Below are 17,925 nucleotides of genomic sequence, written 5' to 3'. Positions count from 1 at the left end.
ATGTCCAACCTTGTTCCCAACGCTGAAAGGCAGCACTGGATCGGCGTGCTGGCCCGCGCCCGTCGCAGCGAATTGCAGCCCCATGAAGACGCGTTGCGCGACGTCGAATACCAACTGATCCGCGCCCCGGAAATCGGCATGACCCTGGTCCGTGGCCGCATGGGTGGCAACGGTGCGCCGTTCAACGTCGGCGAAATGAGCGTGACCCGCTGCGTGGTGCGCCTGGCCGATGGCCGCACCGGCTACAGCTACCTGGCCGGTCGCGACAAGGTCCACGCCGAACTGGCCGCGCTGGCCGACGCCCATCTGCAAGGCACCCAGCAGCGCCATTGGCTCGAGCAAATCATCACGCCGCTGGCCGAGGCCCAGGCCGAACGCCGGGCACAAAAAGAGGCGGACACCGCCGCCACCAAAGTCGAATTCTTCACCCTCGTGCGAGGAGAAAACTGATGAGCGCACAGCTGTTGCAACCGGCGTTCGCCGACCCGGTGCTGGATGCCCAGCGCGGCTTTCGCGCAGCCCTCAAGGCATTGGCCGGTCCGGGTGTGATCCAGACTTTGTACGCCACCCCGAGCCTCGAAGGCCTGGCACCCGCGACTTACGCCCTGTGCCTGGCGCTACTGGATGTGGAAACGCCGCTGTGGCTGGCGCCGTCGTTCGACACGCCGCTGATCCGCGCCAACCTGACGTTCCACTGTGGCTGCCCGCTGACCGCCAAGCGTGAAGACGCACGCTTTGCCTTGCTCGCCGCCGACGATCTGCTCGACCTCGGCGGCTTCGACCTTGGCAACGACCGCTACCCCGATCAGTCCTGCACCTTGCTGGTTCAACTGCCGAGCCTCGATGGCGGGGCAGGACTGGCATGGCGCGGGCCGGGAATCGAAACCCAACACGACGTCGCATTGCCGGTGGCCGATGGCTTCTGGGGCGAACGTGAACGGCGCAACGAATTCCCCCGTGGACTGGACCTGTTTTTCACCGCCGGCCACGACCTGATCGGCCTGCCGCGCAGCACTCGCATCACACAGGAGCGTGCCTGATGTACGTAGCCGTCAAGGGTGGCGAACAGGCCATCGACAATGCCCACCGCCTGCTGGCGAAAAAACGCCGGGGCGATACCGCGGTCACTGAACTGAGCGTCGAGCAGATCCGTCAGCAGCTGCCGCTGGCGGTGGCGCGGGTGATGAGCGAAGGCTCGCTGTTCGACGAAGAACTCGCGGCGCTGGCGATCAAGCAAGCGGCGGGGGATCTGGTGGAAGCGATTTTCCTGCTGCGTGCCTACCGCACCACGTTGCCGCGTTTCAGCCCGAGCCTGCCGATCGACACCGCGAAAATGCAGCTCAGCCGACGCATCTCGGCGACCTTCAAGGACCTGCCCGGCGGGCAACTGCTGGGGCCAACCTTCGATTACACCCATCGCCTGCTGGACTTTGCGCTGCTGGCCGAGGGCGAGTATCCGGGCCCGCAAGCCACCGACAACGCCACCGTTGAAGACTGCCCGCGCGTACTCGGCTTGCTGGCTCAGGAAGGCCTGATCAAGAACGAATCGGACAACAACGAAAGCGTCGCCGACATCACCCGCGACCCGCTGGAGTTGCCCGCCAGCCGCGCCGAGCGCCTGCAAGCCCTGGCCCGTGGCGATGAAGGTTTTCTGCTGGCGCTGGGTTATTCGACCCAACGCGGTTATGGCCGCAACCACCCGTTCGCCGGGGAAATCCGCATCGGCGACGTCGAGGTCTGGATCGACCCTGAAGAACTGGGTTTCCCGATCTGCCTGGGCAGCATCGAAGTGACCGAGTGCGAGATGGTCAACCAGTTCGTCGGTTCGGCCACGGAGCTGGCGCAGTTCACCCGTGGTTACGGCCTGGCCTTCGGGCATGCCGAGCGCAAGGCCATGGGTATGGCGCTGGTCGACCGCGCGCTGCGCGCCAAGGAATACAACGAAGAAATCCAGTCCCCGGCGCAGCAGGAAGAGTTCGTGCTGATGCACTGCGACAACGTCGAGGCGTCCGGCTTCGTCTCGCACCTCAAGTTGCCTCACTACGTCGACTTCCAGGCCGAACTGGAGCTGATCCGCAAACTGCGCAAGCCTGCCGAGGGCAGCAACCATGAATGACCAGACTCAAACGCCGGTACGCGACGCGGCGTACAACTTCGCCTACCTCGATGAACAGACCAAGCGCATGATCCGTCGCGCCTTGCTCAAGGCCGTGGCGATCCCCGGCTATCAAGTGCCGTTCGGTGGTCGCGAGATGCCGTTGCCGTATGGCTGGGGCACCGGTGGCATGCAATTGACCGCCGCGATTCTCGGTGACGATGACGTGCTCAAGGTCATCGATCAGGGTGCCGACGACACCACCAACGCCGTGTCGATCCGTCGGTTCTTCGCCCGCACCGCAGGCGTCGCCACCACTGAGGTAACGCCGGAAGCGACGGTGATCCAGACCCGTCACCGCATCCCGGAAACCCCGCTGCATGCCGATCAGATCATGGTCTATCAGGTGCCGATCCCGGAGCCGCTGCGCTTTATCGAACCGTCGGAAACCGAGACCCGGACCATGCACGCGCTCAACGATTACGGGGTGATGCACGTCAAGCTGTACGAGGACATCGCCACCTTCGGCCACATTGCCACGGCTTACGCCTACCCGGTGATGGTCGACGAGCGCTACGTGATGGACCCGTCACCCATCCCCAAATTCGATAACCCGAAACTCGACATGAGTCCGGCGCTGATGCTGTTCGGTGCCGGCCGCGAGAAGCGCCTGTACGCGGTACCGCCGTACACCCGCGTCACCAGCCTGGACTTCGAGGATCACCCGTTCGAAGTGCAGCAATGGGAACAGAACTGCGCCATCTGTGGCAGCCACGATTCGTTCCTCGATGAGCTGATTCTCGACGACGCCGGTACGCAGAGCTTCGTCTGTTCCGACACCTATTACTGCGCCCAGCGCGTCAGCCAGCAGGAGCAGGGCCAATGAATCAGGCGCTGAAAAACGATCTGTCCGTGTCCACCGAGCCGTTGCTGCAAGTGCAGGGCCTGTCGCTGTTGTACGGCCCGGAAAAGGGCTGCCAGGACGTCAGCTTCGACCTGTACCCCGGCGAAGTGCTGGGGATTGTCGGCGAGTCCGGTTCCGGCAAGTCGACCCTGCTGTCGCTGCTCAGCGGACGTTTGCCGCCGCAGAGCGGCTCCATCGGCTACCGCGACAAACAGGGCCAGTGGCTGGACTTGTACAGCGCCAGCGAAGCCGAGCGCCGCACCTTGCTGCGCACCGAATGGGGCTTCGTCGAGCAGAACCCCCGGGACGGTTTGCGCATGGGCGTGTCGGCTGGCGCCAACATCGGCGAGCGCTTGATGGCTCAGGGTGTACGTAATTACCAGCAGCTGCGTGGCGCCGGTCTGGACTGGCTGAGCCAGGTGGAAATCGACCCGCAACGCATCGATGACTTGCCCCGGACCTTTTCCGGCGGCATGCAGCAACGCCTGCAAATCGCCCGCAACCTGGTGTCGAGTCCGCGCCTGGTGTTCATGGATGAACCGACCGGCGGCCTCGATGTGTCGGTGCAGGCACGCTTGCTCGACTTGCTGCGTGGGCTGGTGCGGGAGCTGGATCTGGCGGTGGTGATCGTCACCCACGACCTGGCAGTGGCGCGGCTGCTGGCGGATCGCCTGATGGTGATGCGCCGCTCGCGGGTGGTGGAAACCGGGCTGACCGATCAGATCCTCGACGATCCGCAGCACCCTTACTCTCAACTGTTGGTGTCTTCGGTGCTGCAGCCATGATGAATCCTTTGATCGAGGTCCGTGACCTCTCGAAAACCTTCACCCTGCACCAGCAGAACGGCGTGGTCCTCAATGTGTTGCGCGGGGTGGATTTCAGTGTGGCGGGCGGCGAATGCCTGGTGTTGCACGGCCAGTCCGGTGCCGGCAAGAGCACCTTGCTGCGCACCCTGTACGGCAACTACCTGCCGGCGGGCGGCAGCATCCGCGTGCAGCACGATGGCCAGTGGCTGGAACTGGTGGGCGCCGAGCCCCGGGACATTCTGCAAGTACGCCAGCGCACCCTGGGTTATGTCAGCCAGTTCCTGCGGGTGATCCCGCGAGTCGCCTGCCTGGACGTGGTGATGGAGCCGGCGCTGGCCCGTGGCTGGTCCAGGCAACTGGCGCAATCGCGCGCCGAACTGCTGCTTAGCCGCCTGAACATCCCGCAACGCCTGTGGCAACTGTCGCCCAACACCTTCTCCGGTGGCGAGCAGCAGCGGGTCAACATCGCCCGTGGGTTCATGGTGGCCTGGCCGGTGATGTTGCTCGACGAACCGACGGCTTCGCTGGACGACAGCAACCGTCAGGTGGTGCTGGAACTGATGAACGAAGCCAAGCAAGCCGGTGCCGCGCTGATCGGCATCTTCCACGACCGCGTTGCCCGCGAGGCGGTCGCCGATCGCCATCTCGACATGACTCCCTCCGCCGTGAACGACAAGGAATACGCCGATGCCCGTTGAACAGATCCTCAGCAATGCCCAACTGGTCACCGCCGACCGCGTGTTCCAAGGCACCGTGCTGCTGCGCGACGGCGTGATTGCCGACATTGCCGAAGGCCACAGCCGTTTGCCCCAGGCCCAGGACCTCAACGGCGATTTCCTGCTGCCGGGTCTGGTTGAGCTGCACACCGACAACCTGGAAAAACACATGACCCCGCGCCCCGGCGTGGACTGGCCGTCGCGTTCGGCGGTGCTCAGCCACGATGCGCAGATCGTCGCGGCGGGCATCACCACGGTGTTCGACGCGGTGTCCATCGGCGACGTGAACCCCAAGGGCAATCGCATGCAGAAACTGCCGGCGATGCTCGAAGCGATTTCAAGCGCCTCCGACGCCGGCCTTACCCGCGCCGAACACCGCCTGCACCTGCGCTGCGAGCTGTGCCACCCGGATACTCTCAGTGTGTTCCGCGATCTGGTGGAGAACCCGCTGGTGCAGTTGGTGTCGGTGATGGACCATTCGCCGGGTCAGCGCCAATTCGTGCTGGAGTCCAAGTACCGTGAGTACTACATGGGCAAGTACCACCTGACGACCACGCAAATGGATGAATTCATCACCTTGCAGATGGCCAACTCCCGCCAGTACAGCGACCGCTATCGCGCGGCGATCGTCGAGCATTGCCTGGCGCGGGGCCTGTCGGTGGCCAGCCATGATGACGCGACCCTGGCCCACGTCGAGGAGTCGGCGCGCTACGGCATGACCATCGCCGAGTTCCCGACCACCGTCGAGGCGGCGCGCGGTTGCAAGGAGCACAACATGAAAGTGTTGATGGGCGCACCGAACATCGTGCGTGGCGGTTCGCACTCGGGTAACGTGGCGGCCGCCGAACTGGCGGCAGAAGGATTGCTGGATATTCTGTCCAGTGACTACTACCCGGCGAGCCTGCTGCAAGCGGCGTTCGCACTGGCGGCGCAGAGTGATCGAATCGATCTGGCCGAAGCGATGCGCATGGTCAGCCTGGCCCCGGCCCGGGCCGCAGGCCTGACCGATCGTGGCGAAATCGCCAGGGGTTTGCGCGCCGACTTGATTCAGGCGCGCAGTCAGGACGGTTTGCCGGTGGTCCAGCAAGTATGGCGACAAGCGAAGAGGGTGTTTTGATGTCAGGCAGGTTGATCTATCTCATCGGGCCTTCAGGTTCGGGCAAGGACAGCCTGCTGGATGCCGCGCGCGCGCGGTTGGCCGAACGTGGCTGCCGCATCGTGCGGCGGGTCATCACCCGCTCGGCGGAAGCGGTGGGCGAGGCGGCGCTGGGTGTCAGCATGCAAGAGTTCGACGAGATGCAGGCCCGGGGCGCCTTTGCCCTGAGCTGGCGGGCCAATGGACTGGCATATGGCATCCCGAAGGAAATCGACGATTGGCTGGCGGCGGGGGACGACGTGCTGATCAATGGCTCGCGCGGACATCTGCCGCAGACCCGCGAGCGCTATCCGAACGTATTGGTGGTGCTGCTGACCGTGGACGAGGCGGTGTTGCGTCAGCGCCTGCTGGCGCGCGGGCGTGAGTCGGTGGCGGAAATCGATCAGCGGCTGGCGCGCAATCAGCGCTTTGGCGAGCGTTTGCTGGCGGAGGACCCGAACGTGCATTTGCTCGATAACTCAGGCTCGCTGGAGCGAACCGTAGAACGCCTGCTGGGCTGCATCGACGAGCCGCCCCTATGCGCCTGACGCTGCTGGGTACCGGCGATGCCCGGCAGGTTCCCGTCTATGGGTGCGAATGCCAGGCCTGTGTTCGCGCCCATATCGACGAACGCTGGCGGCGCCGGCCTTGCTGTGCGCTGATCGAATGCGGCGAGCAGCGCTGGCTGATCGACAGCGGCCTGCCGGACCTCACCGAACGTTTCCCGCCGCGCAGCTTCAACGGCGTCTTCCAGACCCACTACCACGCTGACCATGCTCAGGGTTTGCTGCATCTGCGCTGGGGCCAGGGTCTGGTGATTCCGGTGCACGGGCCGGTGGACCCGGAAGGTTTGGCAGACCTCTACAAGCATCCGGGGATTCTGGATTTCAGCCGGCCGTTCGAGGCTTTCGAGACCCGTCTTTTCGGCAGTTTGAGCGTTACGGCGTTACCGCTGCTGCACTCCAAGCCGACCCTCGGCTATCTGTTGGAGGGTGAGGGACGGCGCATCGCTTACCTGACTGACACTGTCGGCCTGCCTGCGGACACCACGGCGTTTCTGCAACGACAGCCGCTGGATGTGCTGGTGCTCGACTGTTCAATGCCGCCGCAGCCGCAGGCGCCGCGTAATCACAATGATTTGAATCTGGCGTTGCAGTGTATTGATCAATTGCAGCCCGGGTCGGCGGTGCTGACCCATGTGGGGCATACGTTGGATGCATGGTTGATGGAGCATCGCGGGGAGCTGCCGGGGAATGTCAGCGTGGGGTTTGATGGACAGGCGATCTGAACGCAGAGCGTTTTATTCATAACCCATCTTCAACGCCATTGCCTGTTCGGCGAGAAGTGTCATCGCGTATTCGCTGGCATTGGCCGCCATCAAAGCCTGCACATACTCGACAAACGCCCGGGCCTTGGCGCTGACCATCCGGCCCGTGGGAAACACCGCCCACAGGTCTTGATTGGGCAGCGTCCAATCGGCCATCACTTCCCTGACCGAACCGTTGGCCAGTTCCGGCGCAAACATCCATTCGGACGCCATGGTCAGCCCCTGATGCGCCAGCACAGCCGCGCGCAAACCTTCGGCGGCGTTGACGCGGATCCTGCCGCTGACGTTCACCGATTGTTCTTCGCCGGTCTTCTTGAATGACCAGGTGGCCCCGCCACCCAGTGCGTAAACGATTGCCTGGTGTTGACTCAAATCGTTGGGGCAGTCGGGTTCGCCGTGCTTGTCGAAATAGGTGGGTGTGCCCAGCACCACGCGCCGGCATTCGGCAATCTTGCGGGCGGTGAGGCTGGAGTCGCTCAAGGTGCCCATGCGCAGTGCAACGTCGATGCCTTCTTCCACCAGATTGACGTGGCGATCATCGAGCATCAGGTCGATGTTGAGTTGCGGATGCTGCTCCAGAAACGGTCCCAGGCGCGGGACGATATGCTGCCGGCCAAATGTCACGGCGGCGCAGACACGCAGGTTGCCGCTCAGGCCGCTGGCCGAGCCGCGAGCAGCGCTGTCGGCCTCATCGGCCTCTTCGATGGCGCGCTTGGCCCGCTCGAAAAACGCCAGACCCGCTTCGGTGGGTGTCAGGCCTCGGGTCGAGCGCAACAGCAGCCGAACCGCCAGGCGCGCCTCCAATTGAGCAATGGTTTTCGACACGGCGGGCTGGCCGATATTCAGGCGTCTGGCAGCAGCGGAAAACGAGCCGGTTTCCACCACGTAGACAAAGGTTTCCATTGCTGCGAGACGATCCATCGAAGGGCCTTTTAAAGTCTGAAAGTTTCACCAACCATTGTAGGAGCGAGCCTGCTCGCGATGTGGCCGGCACATCCAGCATCTATGGTGCCTGACACGCCGCTATCGCGAGCAGGCTCGCTCCTACAGGATTAGCGCACAACCTGTGGGAGCAAGGCTTGCCCGCGATGCTTTTTGGGGACTACGCGGTCGCCAGCGAACGCTTCTCTGAAACACTCAAGAACCGCACCAGCGCCACCAGCGGAAACGCACTGCCCACCACCACGATCCACAACCAGCCGCCCTGCTCGTATACCGCACTGGCCACGGAAGAGCCGAACGCGCCACCGATGAAGATACTGGTCATGTACAGCGCATTCAGGCGGCTGCGGCTCTTGGCGTCGAGGGCGTAGACCGCGCGCTGGCCCAGGACCATGTTCATCTGCACGCAGAAATCCAGGACCACGCCGGTCACGGCCAGGCCGATGACGCTGTAGGCCGGATGAATGAAGGCCGGCAGGAAGCTCAGGCTGGCGAACAGCAATGCCAGCAGGGACGCGATGCGAGTGTGGCCGGCATCGGCCAGGCGACCGGCGATGGGCGCGGCGATGGCCCCGATCGCCCCGACCAGCGCGAAAATCGCGATCTGCGATTGCGACAAGCCATGGTTGCGCGCCAGTTCCAGCGGCACTGCGGTCCAGAACAGGCTGAAGGTGGCGAACATGCAACCCTGGTAAAACGCGCGCTGACGCAACACCGGTTGCTTGCGCAGCAGCGTCCACAGCGAGCCGAGCAGCTGCCCATAGGTCGCGCTGTGATCAGGCTTGTGCTTGGGAATGGTCACCGCTACCACAATGCTGATCGCCACCATCAACAGCGCCGCGAAGATGAACATCGCCCGCCAGCCAAAGTGATCGGCGATCACGCTGGACACCGGTCGCGCCAACAGAATGCCCAACAGCAGCCCGCCCATGATTCCACCTACCACCCGGCCACGAGACTCTTCCGGTGCCAGGTGTGCGGCCAACGGAATCAGGATCTGCACCGACACCGAGCTGAAACCCACCAGCAGCGAAACCAGCAAAAACACATTCGGCTGATCCGTGAAGGCCGCGCCCATCAGGCTGGCAATCGCCACCAGGTTGGTGATGATCATCAAGCGACGGTTTTCCAGCAGGTCGCCCAGCGGCACCAGGAAGAACAGGCCCAGGGCATAACCGATCTGGGTCAGGGAGACGATGAAACTGGCCAGGCTGTTGCTCAGGCCCACGTCCGGCGCGATCAGGCCGATGATCGGCTGCGCGTAATAGAGGTTGCCCACGATTGCGCCACAGCAGAAGGCGAACAGCAGCACCATGCTTCGGGTCATTGTCGCGGTGCCGTGGGGCACTTGGGTCGCTGGATTCATAACGTGTCTCGCTGAGCTGAAGAGAATGCGTGCAGGCTAAAGGCCCGACCGGTGCGGCAGAAGAGGGATTGAGGTGATAGCAGTCATTCCATTGCGGAATGAGTGACGAACGCGCGTGCCGTTTGCCGGTGAGCGTTGCGTCGAAAAATCATCGGTCGATGATACATTCACTTACATCTTGTTCGATAGCGTGCTTATGTTCTCTTTCCCGTTTCATCACAGGCAGGCATTTTCCATGAATGCGATGTTTCGTCTCCTTGTTCGCGGTGTTTCGCTGGTCACGCTGGTTGGTTTGTGCAGCGCCGGGCTGGCCCAGGCTGAAGATGCACCGGGCACGCGTATGGGCGTGCGCGGCGAAATTACCGGGGTGAGCCCCGATGTGCTGAAAGTCCACGCCAACAGCGGCGAGAACCTGGTGGTCAACCTGACCCAGAACACCAAGGTTCGCGCCGTCACCCTGGCCAATATCGAAGACATCAAGCCCGGCAGCTACATCGGTTCGGCGGCCATTCCTCAGGAGGATGGCACCCTCAAGGCGCTTGAGGTGCATGTGTTCCCTCCGGAGCTGGCGGGCAGCGGCGACGGCCATCGGCCCTTCGATCTGGTCAAGGGCAGCAGCATGACCAATGGCAGTGTCGGCGATCTGGTGGTCAGCAATGGCCGGGTGCTGACGGTGAACTACAAGGGCGGCCAGCAGAAAATCCTGGTGCCGGAAGACGTACCGATCGTCAATCTGGTGTCGGGGGATCGCAGCTTGCTGAAAGTGGGGGTGAAGATCGTCACGTTCGTGACCCGCAGTGCTGACGGTACTCTCACGGCTCAATCGATTTCCGCCGGCAAGGACGGGGTAACGCCCCCGATGTAATGGCGTGTCGAGATTCCTGTAGGAGCGAGCCTGCTCGCGATTGCGGCGTGTCAGTCGGAATTAATGTTCACTGATATACCGCAATCGCGAGCAGGCTCGCTCCTACAGGGTACCTACCGGCCATCCGAAGAAATGCCAGCATTTTGCTGGCGACTAAAATCTACTGGGGGATCACTTCAACGCGTCCTTACAAAGCGGGAGTATCACGATGAAAATCGTATCTTCGCTGGCGTTGGTGGTAGCGGTTGGGACGATCCTCGGGTGCTCTACAGTGCCTGATCGCCAGGTCACCAACGTTCCCCTTGACGCTACACCCATCAATGCCGGGAAAATCGCCCGGCCCATCATGATGGCCGATGGTCATGCGACTGTGTTCTGGTTCGCTGTCAGTGGCGAATCCATGGGCAGCGCACTGCCAGGCCGTCTGCAGGCCTACATCTACCCCGGAAGCTGCGCAAACCTGGGAGCCAAACCGGCTTATGACATGAACGACGGCCCGAATGCGCGGTTCTATTCCGGGGCGTCGTACCAGTACTTCTGGAAGAGCGCACCGGCCTCCTTCGAGACGCTTCGAGCGGGCGGCTATGCGTTGGTGGTGCGGGAAAGTCCGGCCGATGGGCACCAGGCAATCTTCTGCGGCAACCTGAGCTGAAATACACACCAACGCTGTAGGAGCGAGCCTGCTCGCGATGGACTTGAGGACGCCGCGTTTTTTCAGAAAACACACGTTATCGTTAACGACCATCGCGAGCAGGCTCGCTCCTACAGTAGTTCGGCGTTTTATCAACAAAAAAGGCGACCTCTTCAGGTCGCCTTTTTCACATCCAGTGCTTACTGGGTGTAGATCTGATCGAAAACCCCGCCATCATTGAAGTGGGTTTTCTGCACGGTGCGCCAATCGCCGAAGGTCTTCTCCACCGACAGGAAGTCGACTTTCGGGAAGCGGTCGGTGTACTTGGCCAGCACCGCCGGATCACGCGGACGCAGGTAGTTGGCGGCGGCGATTTCCTGGCCTTCCGGTGACCACAGGTACTTCAGGTACTCCTCGGCGGCGGCGCGGGTGCCTTTCTTGTCGACCGATTTGTCGACCACCGACACCGGCGGCTCGGCTTCGGCGGAGACGCTTGGGTAGATCACTTCGAACTGGTCGCGACCGAACTCGCGGGCAATCATTTCCGCTTCGTTCTCGAAGGTCACCAGCACGTCGCCGATCTGGTTGGTCATGAAGGTGGTGGTGGCGGCGCGGCCACCGGTGTCGAGCACCGGCGCTTGCTTGAACAGCTTGCCGACGAACTCCTTGGCCTTGTTCTCGTCGCCGCCGTTTTTCAGCACGTAGCCCCAGGCGGACAGGTAGGTGTAGCGACCGTTACCCGAGGTTTTCGGGTTGGGCACGACCACTTGCACGCCGTCCTTGAGCAGGTCCGGCCAGTCCTTGAGGGCCTTGGGGTTGCCCTTGCGCACGATGAACACGGTGGCCGAGGTGAATGGCGCGCTGTTGTTCGGCAGGCGGGTGACCCAGTTGTCCGGGACCAGCTTGCCGTTGTCCGCCAGGGCATTGATGTCGGTGGCCATGTTCATGGTGATCACGTCAGCCGGCAGGCCATCGATGACCGAACGCGCCTGTTTGCTGGAGCCGCCGAAGGACATCTGCAGGGTGATGTTTTCGTTGTGCTCGGCTTGCCAGTGTTTCTGGAACGCAGTGTTGTAGTCCTTGTAGAAATCGCGCATCACGTCGTAGGAAACGTTGAGCAGGGTCGGTGCAGCCTGGGCCATGCTGGTCAGGGCCAGGCCAGCGGCCAGGAGTGAGGCGCCAAAGAGTTTTTTCACTGCGAATTCCTTGTTCTGTTTTTGTAGGAGCGAGCCTGCTCGCGAAAAACGTCAATACAACGCGGGCGTTCAGACAGCCCGCGTCATCGTTGACGTCCATCGCGAGCAGGCTCGCTCCTACAGTTGGGTTATGTGTGAGGCGATACCAATTTGCCAGCGACTATAACTGGGCACCCATAGTCCGTTTAAAGACTAAAAAGCTCTTTGCTTATTCCAGTTTTTTAAACAATGCATTGCCGCAACGGGAGCAGAACGCGGCGCCATGTTCGTGGCTGTTTTTCTTGCACACCGGGCAGTCGTGTTGCAGCTGCTCGCCACGCATGGTGTTGGCCAGTTCGGCGGTGAAGATCCCGGTCGGTACGGCAATGATCGAATAACCGGTGATCATGACCATCGACGAGATCACCTGGCCCAGCACCGTTCTGGGCACGATGTCGCCGTAGCCGACGGTGGTCAGCGTCACAATGGCCCAGTAGATACCCTTGGGAATGCTGGTGAACCCGTGCTCCGGGCCTTCGACCACGTACATCAGCGTGCCGAACACCGTGACCAGGGTGCAGACGCTGAGCAGGAACACGAGGATTTTCTGCTTGCTGCCGCGCAGGGCGTCGAGCAGGTAATGGGCTTGCTTGAGGTAAGGGCTGAGCTTGAGCACGCGGAAAATCCGCAGCATCCGGATGATCCGGATGATCAGTAGGTACTGGGCATCGGCGTAATAGAGCGCGAGGATGCCGGGCACGATCGCCAGCACATCCACCAGCCCGTAGAAACTGAAGGCATAACGCAAGGGCTTGGGCGAGCAATACAGGCGCAGGATGTATTCGCCAAGGAAGATCACCGTGAAGCCCCACTCGATGTACGCCAGCACGTCGGCGTAGTTCTTGTGGATGGTGTCGATGCTGTCGAGCATCACGATCACCAGGCTGGCGAGGATGATCAACAGCAAAATGCCGTCGAATCGCCTGCCAGCCTTGGTGTCGGTCTGGAAAATCATGACGTAGAGCTGTTCACGCCAGTTTTTGCTGCTGTCCATGGATAACGCCTGACTCGAAGATCAGCGCAGCCTAGGTTGATTGTCCCCGTGAGCGCAAGGCGCGTTATCGACAGTGGTGGTGCCGAGCATCTGGATGCCGGCGCGGATCAGCCAGCAGGCAAGAATGAACGGTGCGGTCAACGTGGCCAGGCCGGCGGCGGCGAACAGCGGCGTCAGCAGCAGTGCCAGGACAATGCCGAGCAGTGGCAGCCAGGGATGCTGGCGCTGCGTGCTGAAGGCGAGGGCAGCCAGCACCGCGTTGTAGCCGCCAAGGCCCTGCAGGGCGGAGCCGGTCTCGTGGTGCAGCAGGCTGGAGGCCAGGCCGATGGCGGATGCCAGCAGCACCCAGCAAAAGGCCCGGCGATCGGCGATCAGCAAACCGGTGGCAATCATCGCCCCGGCCAGCGGATGGTCGAGGAACATCACCTGGCCGATGCCCTTGAGCAACGCGGCCAAAAGGTTCGTGGTGTTCAATTCAATCAGCGGGGCGGCCGTGGAGGGTTCGGCAAAGCACAGCAGCAACCAGCTCAGGCCCACGAACGGCGCGGTATAGGCGGGCACGGTCTGATTGACGCGGGCGCGCTTGAGCCATTGCTGGGTGATGATCGCACTCAGGCCGCCGGCCGCCAGAATCAGTGGCGGCATCATCGCCGACCAGGGGAAATACAGACTCAGCAGCAGGCCCAGCAACACGCCGTTGTAGCTGAACAATCCGGCCTGGCGATCGGCCTTGGCATAGTTGCGCCGTTGCGCGGTGAGCAGTCCGGCGACGCCACCGAGCAAGGCACCGCCGAGCAGTGCAGGCGCAGTGAACAAAATGGCGGACAGGCACAGCAGGCCGCAGAGCGGATGGCGCTGGAGGAATATTTGACTGAAACCGTTGAGGAAGGCCTCGGCCCAGTCGGGGCAGTGGGTGTTGAAGTGGTTGGCAGGCATGGCAGTTCTAAAAGTCAGTTAAACCGTGTCGCCGCCTTCGCGAGCAGGCTCGCTCCCACAATGAATCTTTGTTCAATATTAGATGTGTGATCGACACAATCTAATGTGGGAGCGAGCCTGCTCGTGAAGAGGCCGGTATGGGCGCTCTAGATCAACGTCTCGATACGCAGAGAGTTAGTCGATCCCGGCTGCCCAAAGGGCACACCCGCGGTGATCAATAACGTATCGCCACGCTCGGCCATGCCCTGGGCCTGGGCGATTTCCAGCGCGGTGGAACACACCTCATCCACCTGACGCAGGCGATCATTGACCACCGAATGCACGCCCCAGGCCACGGTCAGGCGGCGAGCGGTCTGCAGGTTCGGCGTCAGGTTGAGGATCGGCACCGTCGGCCGTTCCCGCGCGGCGCGCAAACTCGAGGCGCCTGATTCGCTGTAGTTCACCAGCACCGCCACCGGCAGCACGTTGCTGATGCGGCGGATCGCGCAGCTGATCGCGTCGGACACCGTGGCTTCGGCTTTCGGTCGGCTGACGTCGAGCTGGGCCTGATAGTCCGGGCCGTTTTCCACCTGACGGATGATCTTGCTCATCATCTGCACGGCTTCCAGCGGGTATTCACCGGAGGCGGTTTCCGCCGACAGCATCACCGCATCGGCGCCTTCGGCCACGGCGTTGGCCACGTCCGTGACCTCGGCGCGGGTCGGTGCCGGGGAGAAGCGCATCGATTCGAGCATCTGCGTGGCCACCACCACCGGTTTGCCGAGCTGACGGCAAGTGCTGATGATGTTTTTCTGAATCTGCGGCACGCTTTCGGCCGGCACTTCCACGCCCAGATCGCCACGGGCGACCATGATCGCGTCGCTCAACTCGGCGATTTCCCGCAGTTGTGTCACCGCCGATGGCTTCTCGATCTTGGCCATCAGGAAGGCCCGGTCACCGATCAGCGCGCGGGCTTCGCGGATGTCGTCCGGACGCTGCACGAACGACAACGCCACCCAGTCCACACCCAGTTCCAGACCGAAACTCAGATCGCGGCGATCCTTGGCGGTCAGCGGGCTGAGGTCGAGCACCGCTTGCGGCACGTTCACGCCTTTGCGGTCCGACAGCTCGCCGCCGTTGAGCACCGTGGTGTCGATGGCATCGGCGTATTTGGTGACCACGCGCAGGCGCAGTTTGCCGTCGTCCAGCAGCAGGTCCATGCCCGGCTCGAGCGCGGCGATGATTTCCGGGTGCGGCAGGTTGACCCGGCGCTCATCGCCCGGCGTGGTATCGAGGTCCAGGCGCAAAGCCTGGCCGCGCACCAGTTGCACCTTGCCCTCGGCGAACTTGCCGACCCGCAGTTTCGGGCCTTGCAGGTCCATCAGGATGCCCAGCGGATAATTGAGCTGGCGCTCGACTTCACGAATCCACTGGTAGCGCTGGGCGTGGTCGGCGTGATCGCCGTGGCTGAAGTTCAGGCGAAAGATGTTGACCCCGGCCTGTACCAGCTCACGAATGTCGTCGATCCCGTCAATGGCCGGGCCGAGGGTGGCGAGGATTTTGACTTTTTTATCAGGCGTCATGGTGAGTGCTCTCGAGGATCAGGATGGCGCGGAAGTCGTTGACGTTGGTGCGGGTCGGCTCGGTGACGATCAAGGCGTCCAGCGCCTGGAAGTAGCCGTAGCCGTTGTTGTTATCCAGCTCGTCGCTGGCGCTCAGGCCCAAGGCAGCGGCGCGGGCGTAGCTGTCCGGAGTCATGATGGCGCCGGCGTTGTCTTCGGAGCCGTCGATGCCATCGGTGTCACCGGCCAGCGCATAGACGCCGGGCAGACCCTTGAGGCTGTCGGTCAGGCTCAGCAGGAATTCGGCGTTGCGTCCGCCACGACCATTGCCGCGCACGGTGACGGTGGTTTCGCCGCCGGAAAGAATCACGCAGGGCGCCGCCAACGGCTGGCCGTGCTGCACCACCTGACGGGCGATACCGGCGTGGACTTTCGCCACTTCGCGGGATTCGCCTTCCAGATCGCCGAGGATCAGCGGGCTGAAACCGGCCTGACGGCATTTCACCGCTGCCGCTTCCAGTGACTGCTGCGGACGGGCGATCAGCTGGAAGTGGCTGCGGGCCAGGCTCGGATCGCCGGGTTTGACGGTTTCCGATTCCGGGCTTTGCAGCCAGGTGCGTACGGAGGCCGGCACGTCGATGTTGTAGCGCTTGAGGATCGCCAGCGCTTCGGCCGAGGTGCTCGGGTCGGCCACGGTGGGGCCGGAGGCGATGACCGTGGCGAGGTCGCCCGGTACATCGGAAATCGCATAGGTATAAACAGTGGCAGGCCAGCAGGCTTTGCCCAGGCGTCCGCCCTTGATCGCCGAGAGGTGCTTGCGCACGCAGTTCATCTCGCCGATGGTGGCGCCGGATTTGAGCAGGGCCTTGTTGATCGACTGTTTGTCGGCCAGGGTGATGCCGGCTGCGGGAAGGGCCAGCAGCGCCGAGCCGCCACCGGATAGCAGGAATATCACGCGGTCGCTTTCCGTCAGGTTGCTGACCAGCTCGAATACGCGCTTGGCGACGGCCTGGCCGGCGGCGTCCGGTACCGGATGCGCGGCTTCGACCACTTCGATTTTTTCGCAGGGCGCGCCGTGACCGTAACGCGTCACCACCAGACCGGACACTTCACCCTGCCAGCAGCGCTCGACCACCTGGGCCATGGCGGCCGCGGCCTTGCCGGCGCCGATGACGATGACCCGGCCGGTGCGATCGGCTGGCAGATGGGCTTCGAGGACTTGCTGCGGATGGGCCGCGTCGATGGCTGTGGCGAACAGCTCGCGCAGGAATTGTTGCGGATCGACCGACATGGCGGGCTCCCGGAATTCTTGTTTTTGGAAGGGCAACTCGGGTTCCTGTAGGAGCGAGCCTGCTCGCGATAGCGGTGTGTCAGTCAACATGGATGTTGATAGTCAGGGACTCATCGCGAGCAGGCTCGCTCCTACAGGTTTGATGCGGTGTTGCGCAGGGCTTACTTCTTGTCGCGAATCGAGAAGTTCGCCATGTGCTCCAGACCCTTGATCAGTGCCGAGTGGTCCCAGTTGCTGCCACCGATGGCCGCACAGGTGCTGAACACTTGCTGGGCGTTGGCGGTGTTGGGCAGGTTGATGTTCAGTTCCTTGGCACCTTGCAGGGCCAGGTTCAGGTCCTTCTGGTGCAGGCTGATGCGGAAGCCCGGATCGAAGGTGCCCTTGATCATGCGCTCGCCGTGCACTTCGAGGATCTTCGAGGACGCGAAGCCGCCCATTAGCGCTTCACGCACCTTGGCCGGATCGGCACCGTTTTTCGAGGCGAACAGCAGGGCTTCGGCCACGGCCTGGATGTTCAGCGCGACGATGATCTGGTTTGCCACTTTCGCGGTCTGACCGTCACCGTTGCCGCCGACCAGGGTGATGTTCTTGCCCATGGCCTGGAACAGCGGCAGGGCGCGTTCGAAGGCATCGGCATCACCACCGACCATGATGCTCAGGGTCGCGGCCTTGGCGCCGACTTCACCGCCGGACACCGGCGCGTCGAGGTATTGCGCGCCTTTTTCGTTGATCTTGGCGGCGAAGGCCTTGGTGGCAGTCGGCGAGATCGAGCTCATGTCGATCACGACTTTGCCCTTGCCGATGCCGGCTGCAACGCCGTCGGCGCGGAACAGTACGTCATCGACCTGTGGGGTATCCGGCACCATGACGATGATGAATTCAGCTTCCTGGGCCACTTCCTTCGGGTTGGCCAGGGCGACGGCGCCAGCGGCGACCAGATCGGCAGGGGCAGCGTCGTGGTGTGCGGACAGGAACAGGCTGTGACCGGCTTTCTGCAGGTTCGCCGCCATTGGGTGGCCCATGATGCCGGTGCCGATGAATCCGATTTTAGCCATGAGAAAATCCTCTTGTTTTTATTGCTGCTTCAAGCAAATAGGGGGTGTTTCTTTGTGAGAGCGAGCCTGCTCGCGAATGCGGTAGA

The 17,925-nt window shown here is 62.7% G+C and carries 19 protein-coding genes; 11 read left to right on the top strand and 8 right to left on the bottom strand.

Annotated features, from left to right (window positions below):
* From phnG to phnP, 9 genes are read left to right on the top strand one after another with little or no spacing between them, the layout of a single operon-like run.
* Complete coding sequence (gene phnG / locus DKY63_RS12330; RefSeq protein WP_110964342.1) at positions 1 to 450, top strand: phosphonate C-P lyase system protein PhnG; 450 nt, start codon at positions 1 to 3, stop codon at positions 448 to 450.
* Positions 450 to 1,040: a phosphonate C-P lyase system protein PhnH gene (gene phnH, locus DKY63_RS12325; RefSeq protein ID WP_110964341.1), complete on the top strand. Its 591-nt coding sequence runs from the start codon at positions 450 to 452 to the stop codon at positions 1,038 to 1,040. The genes phnG and phnH overlap by 1 nt, the downstream gene beginning before the upstream one ends.
* Positions 1,040 to 2,116, top strand: a complete 1,077-nt coding sequence (locus tag DKY63_RS12320; RefSeq protein WP_110964340.1) for a carbon-phosphorus lyase complex subunit PhnI — start codon at positions 1,040 to 1,042, stop codon at positions 2,114 to 2,116. The genes phnH and DKY63_RS12320 overlap by 1 nt, the downstream gene beginning before the upstream one ends.
* The gene (locus DKY63_RS12315; protein WP_110964339.1) at positions 2,109 to 2,981 is read left to right on the top strand and encodes an alpha-D-ribose 1-methylphosphonate 5-phosphate C-P-lyase PhnJ; all 873 of its coding nucleotides are present in this window, start codon (positions 2,109 to 2,111) and stop codon (positions 2,979 to 2,981) included. The genes DKY63_RS12320 and DKY63_RS12315 overlap by 8 nt, the downstream gene beginning before the upstream one ends.
* The gene (phnK, locus tag DKY63_RS12310) at positions 2,978 to 3,784 is read left to right on the top strand and encodes a phosphonate C-P lyase system protein PhnK (RefSeq protein WP_110964338.1); all 807 of its coding nucleotides are present in this window, start codon (positions 2,978 to 2,980) and stop codon (positions 3,782 to 3,784) included. The genes DKY63_RS12315 and phnK overlap by 4 nt, the downstream gene beginning before the upstream one ends.
* Positions 3,784 to 4,503 (top strand): phosphonate C-P lyase system protein PhnL, encoded by a 720-nt coding sequence (phnL, locus tag DKY63_RS12305; protein ID WP_110967916.1) that lies wholly within the window; start codon positions 3,784 to 3,786, stop codon positions 4,501 to 4,503. The genes phnK and phnL overlap by 1 nt, the downstream gene beginning before the upstream one ends.
* Positions 4,493 to 5,638, top strand: a complete 1,146-nt coding sequence (locus DKY63_RS12300) for an alpha-D-ribose 1-methylphosphonate 5-triphosphate diphosphatase (protein WP_110964337.1) — start codon at positions 4,493 to 4,495, stop codon at positions 5,636 to 5,638. The genes phnL and DKY63_RS12300 overlap by 11 nt, the downstream gene beginning before the upstream one ends.
* Positions 5,638 to 6,204 carry a phosphonate metabolism protein/1,5-bisphosphokinase (PRPP-forming) PhnN gene (gene phnN / locus DKY63_RS12295; RefSeq protein ID WP_110964336.1) on the top strand — a complete coding sequence of 189 codons (567 nt, stop codon included), beginning with the start codon at positions 5,638 to 5,640 and terminating at the stop codon, positions 6,202 to 6,204. Before DKY63_RS12300 ends, phnN begins: the two co-directional genes overlap by 1 nt.
* Positions 6,195 to 6,944, top strand: coding sequence for a phosphonate metabolism protein PhnP (gene phnP / locus DKY63_RS12290; RefSeq protein WP_110964335.1), 750 nt, complete (start codon positions 6,195 to 6,197; stop codon positions 6,942 to 6,944). Before phnN ends, phnP begins: the two co-directional genes overlap by 10 nt.
* A gap of 12 nt (positions 6,945 to 6,956) precedes the next feature.
* On the opposite strand, the gene DKY63_RS12285 is transcribed toward phnP, so the two are convergent.
* Both DKY63_RS12285 and DKY63_RS12280 read right to left on the bottom strand, forming a co-directional pair.
* A complete protein-coding gene (locus DKY63_RS12285) occupies positions 6,957 to 7,904 on the bottom strand; it encodes a LysR family transcriptional regulator (protein ID WP_110964334.1) in 948 nt (315 codons plus the stop codon).
* 181 nt (positions 7,905 to 8,085) lie between these two features.
* Positions 8,086 to 9,291 carry an MFS transporter gene (locus tag DKY63_RS12280; protein ID WP_110964333.1) on the bottom strand — a complete coding sequence of 402 codons (1,206 nt, stop codon included), beginning with the start codon at positions 9,289 to 9,291 and terminating at the stop codon, positions 8,086 to 8,088.
* A 235-nt stretch (positions 9,292 to 9,526) separates the two neighbouring features.
* Here DKY63_RS12280 and DKY63_RS12275 point away from each other — a divergent pair, with 235 nt between their 5' ends.
* Both DKY63_RS12275 and DKY63_RS12270 read left to right on the top strand, forming a co-directional pair.
* The gene (locus DKY63_RS12275; protein ID WP_204354326.1) at positions 9,527 to 10,156 is read left to right on the top strand and encodes a hypothetical protein; all 630 of its coding nucleotides are present in this window, start codon (positions 9,527 to 9,529) and stop codon (positions 10,154 to 10,156) included.
* 208 nt (positions 10,157 to 10,364) lie between these two features.
* Positions 10,365 to 10,808, top strand: coding sequence for a hypothetical protein (locus DKY63_RS12270; protein WP_110964332.1), 444 nt, complete (start codon positions 10,365 to 10,367; stop codon positions 10,806 to 10,808).
* 179 nt (positions 10,809 to 10,987) lie between these two features.
* Here the strand turns inward: DKY63_RS12270 and DKY63_RS12260 are convergent, their stop codons facing one another.
* The 6 genes from DKY63_RS12260 to DKY63_RS12235 form a co-directional block, all read right to left on the bottom strand.
* Positions 10,988 to 11,983, bottom strand: a complete 996-nt coding sequence (locus DKY63_RS12260) for a sulfate ABC transporter substrate-binding protein (protein WP_110964331.1) — start codon at positions 11,981 to 11,983, stop codon at positions 10,988 to 10,990.
* 208 nt (positions 11,984 to 12,191) lie between these two features.
* The gene (locus DKY63_RS12255) at positions 12,192 to 13,016 is read right to left on the bottom strand and encodes an ion transporter (protein ID WP_110964330.1); all 825 of its coding nucleotides are present in this window, start codon (positions 13,014 to 13,016) and stop codon (positions 12,192 to 12,194) included.
* A gap of 21 nt (positions 13,017 to 13,037) precedes the next feature.
* Entirely contained in the window at positions 13,038 to 13,952 is a 915-nt protein-coding gene (locus DKY63_RS12250; protein ID WP_110964329.1) for an urea transporter, read from the bottom strand.
* 146 nt (positions 13,953 to 14,098) lie between these two features.
* Positions 14,099 to 15,514 carry a pyruvate kinase gene (gene pyk, locus DKY63_RS12245; RefSeq protein WP_110964328.1) on the bottom strand — a complete coding sequence of 472 codons (1,416 nt, stop codon included), beginning with the start codon at positions 15,512 to 15,514 and terminating at the stop codon, positions 14,099 to 14,101.
* Positions 15,504 to 16,784, bottom strand: a complete 1,281-nt coding sequence (locus DKY63_RS12240) for a glycerate kinase type-2 family protein (RefSeq protein ID WP_110964327.1) — start codon at positions 16,782 to 16,784, stop codon at positions 15,504 to 15,506. The genes pyk and DKY63_RS12240 overlap by 11 nt, the downstream gene beginning before the upstream one ends.
* A gap of 161 nt (positions 16,785 to 16,945) precedes the next feature.
* Entirely contained in the window at positions 16,946 to 17,839 is an 894-nt protein-coding gene (locus tag DKY63_RS12235; RefSeq protein WP_085648499.1) for a 2-hydroxy-3-oxopropionate reductase, read from the bottom strand.
* Between the last annotated feature and the right edge of the window lie 86 nt (positions 17,840 to 17,925).

It is taken from the genome of Pseudomonas putida (assembly GCF_003228315.1).
GTDB classification, from domain to species: domain Bacteria; phylum Pseudomonadota; class Gammaproteobacteria; order Pseudomonadales; family Pseudomonadaceae; genus Aquipseudomonas; species Aquipseudomonas putida_S.
Note: the sequence above shows the minus strand (reverse complement) of the source record. Positions and strands in the feature narration are given on the sequence as shown.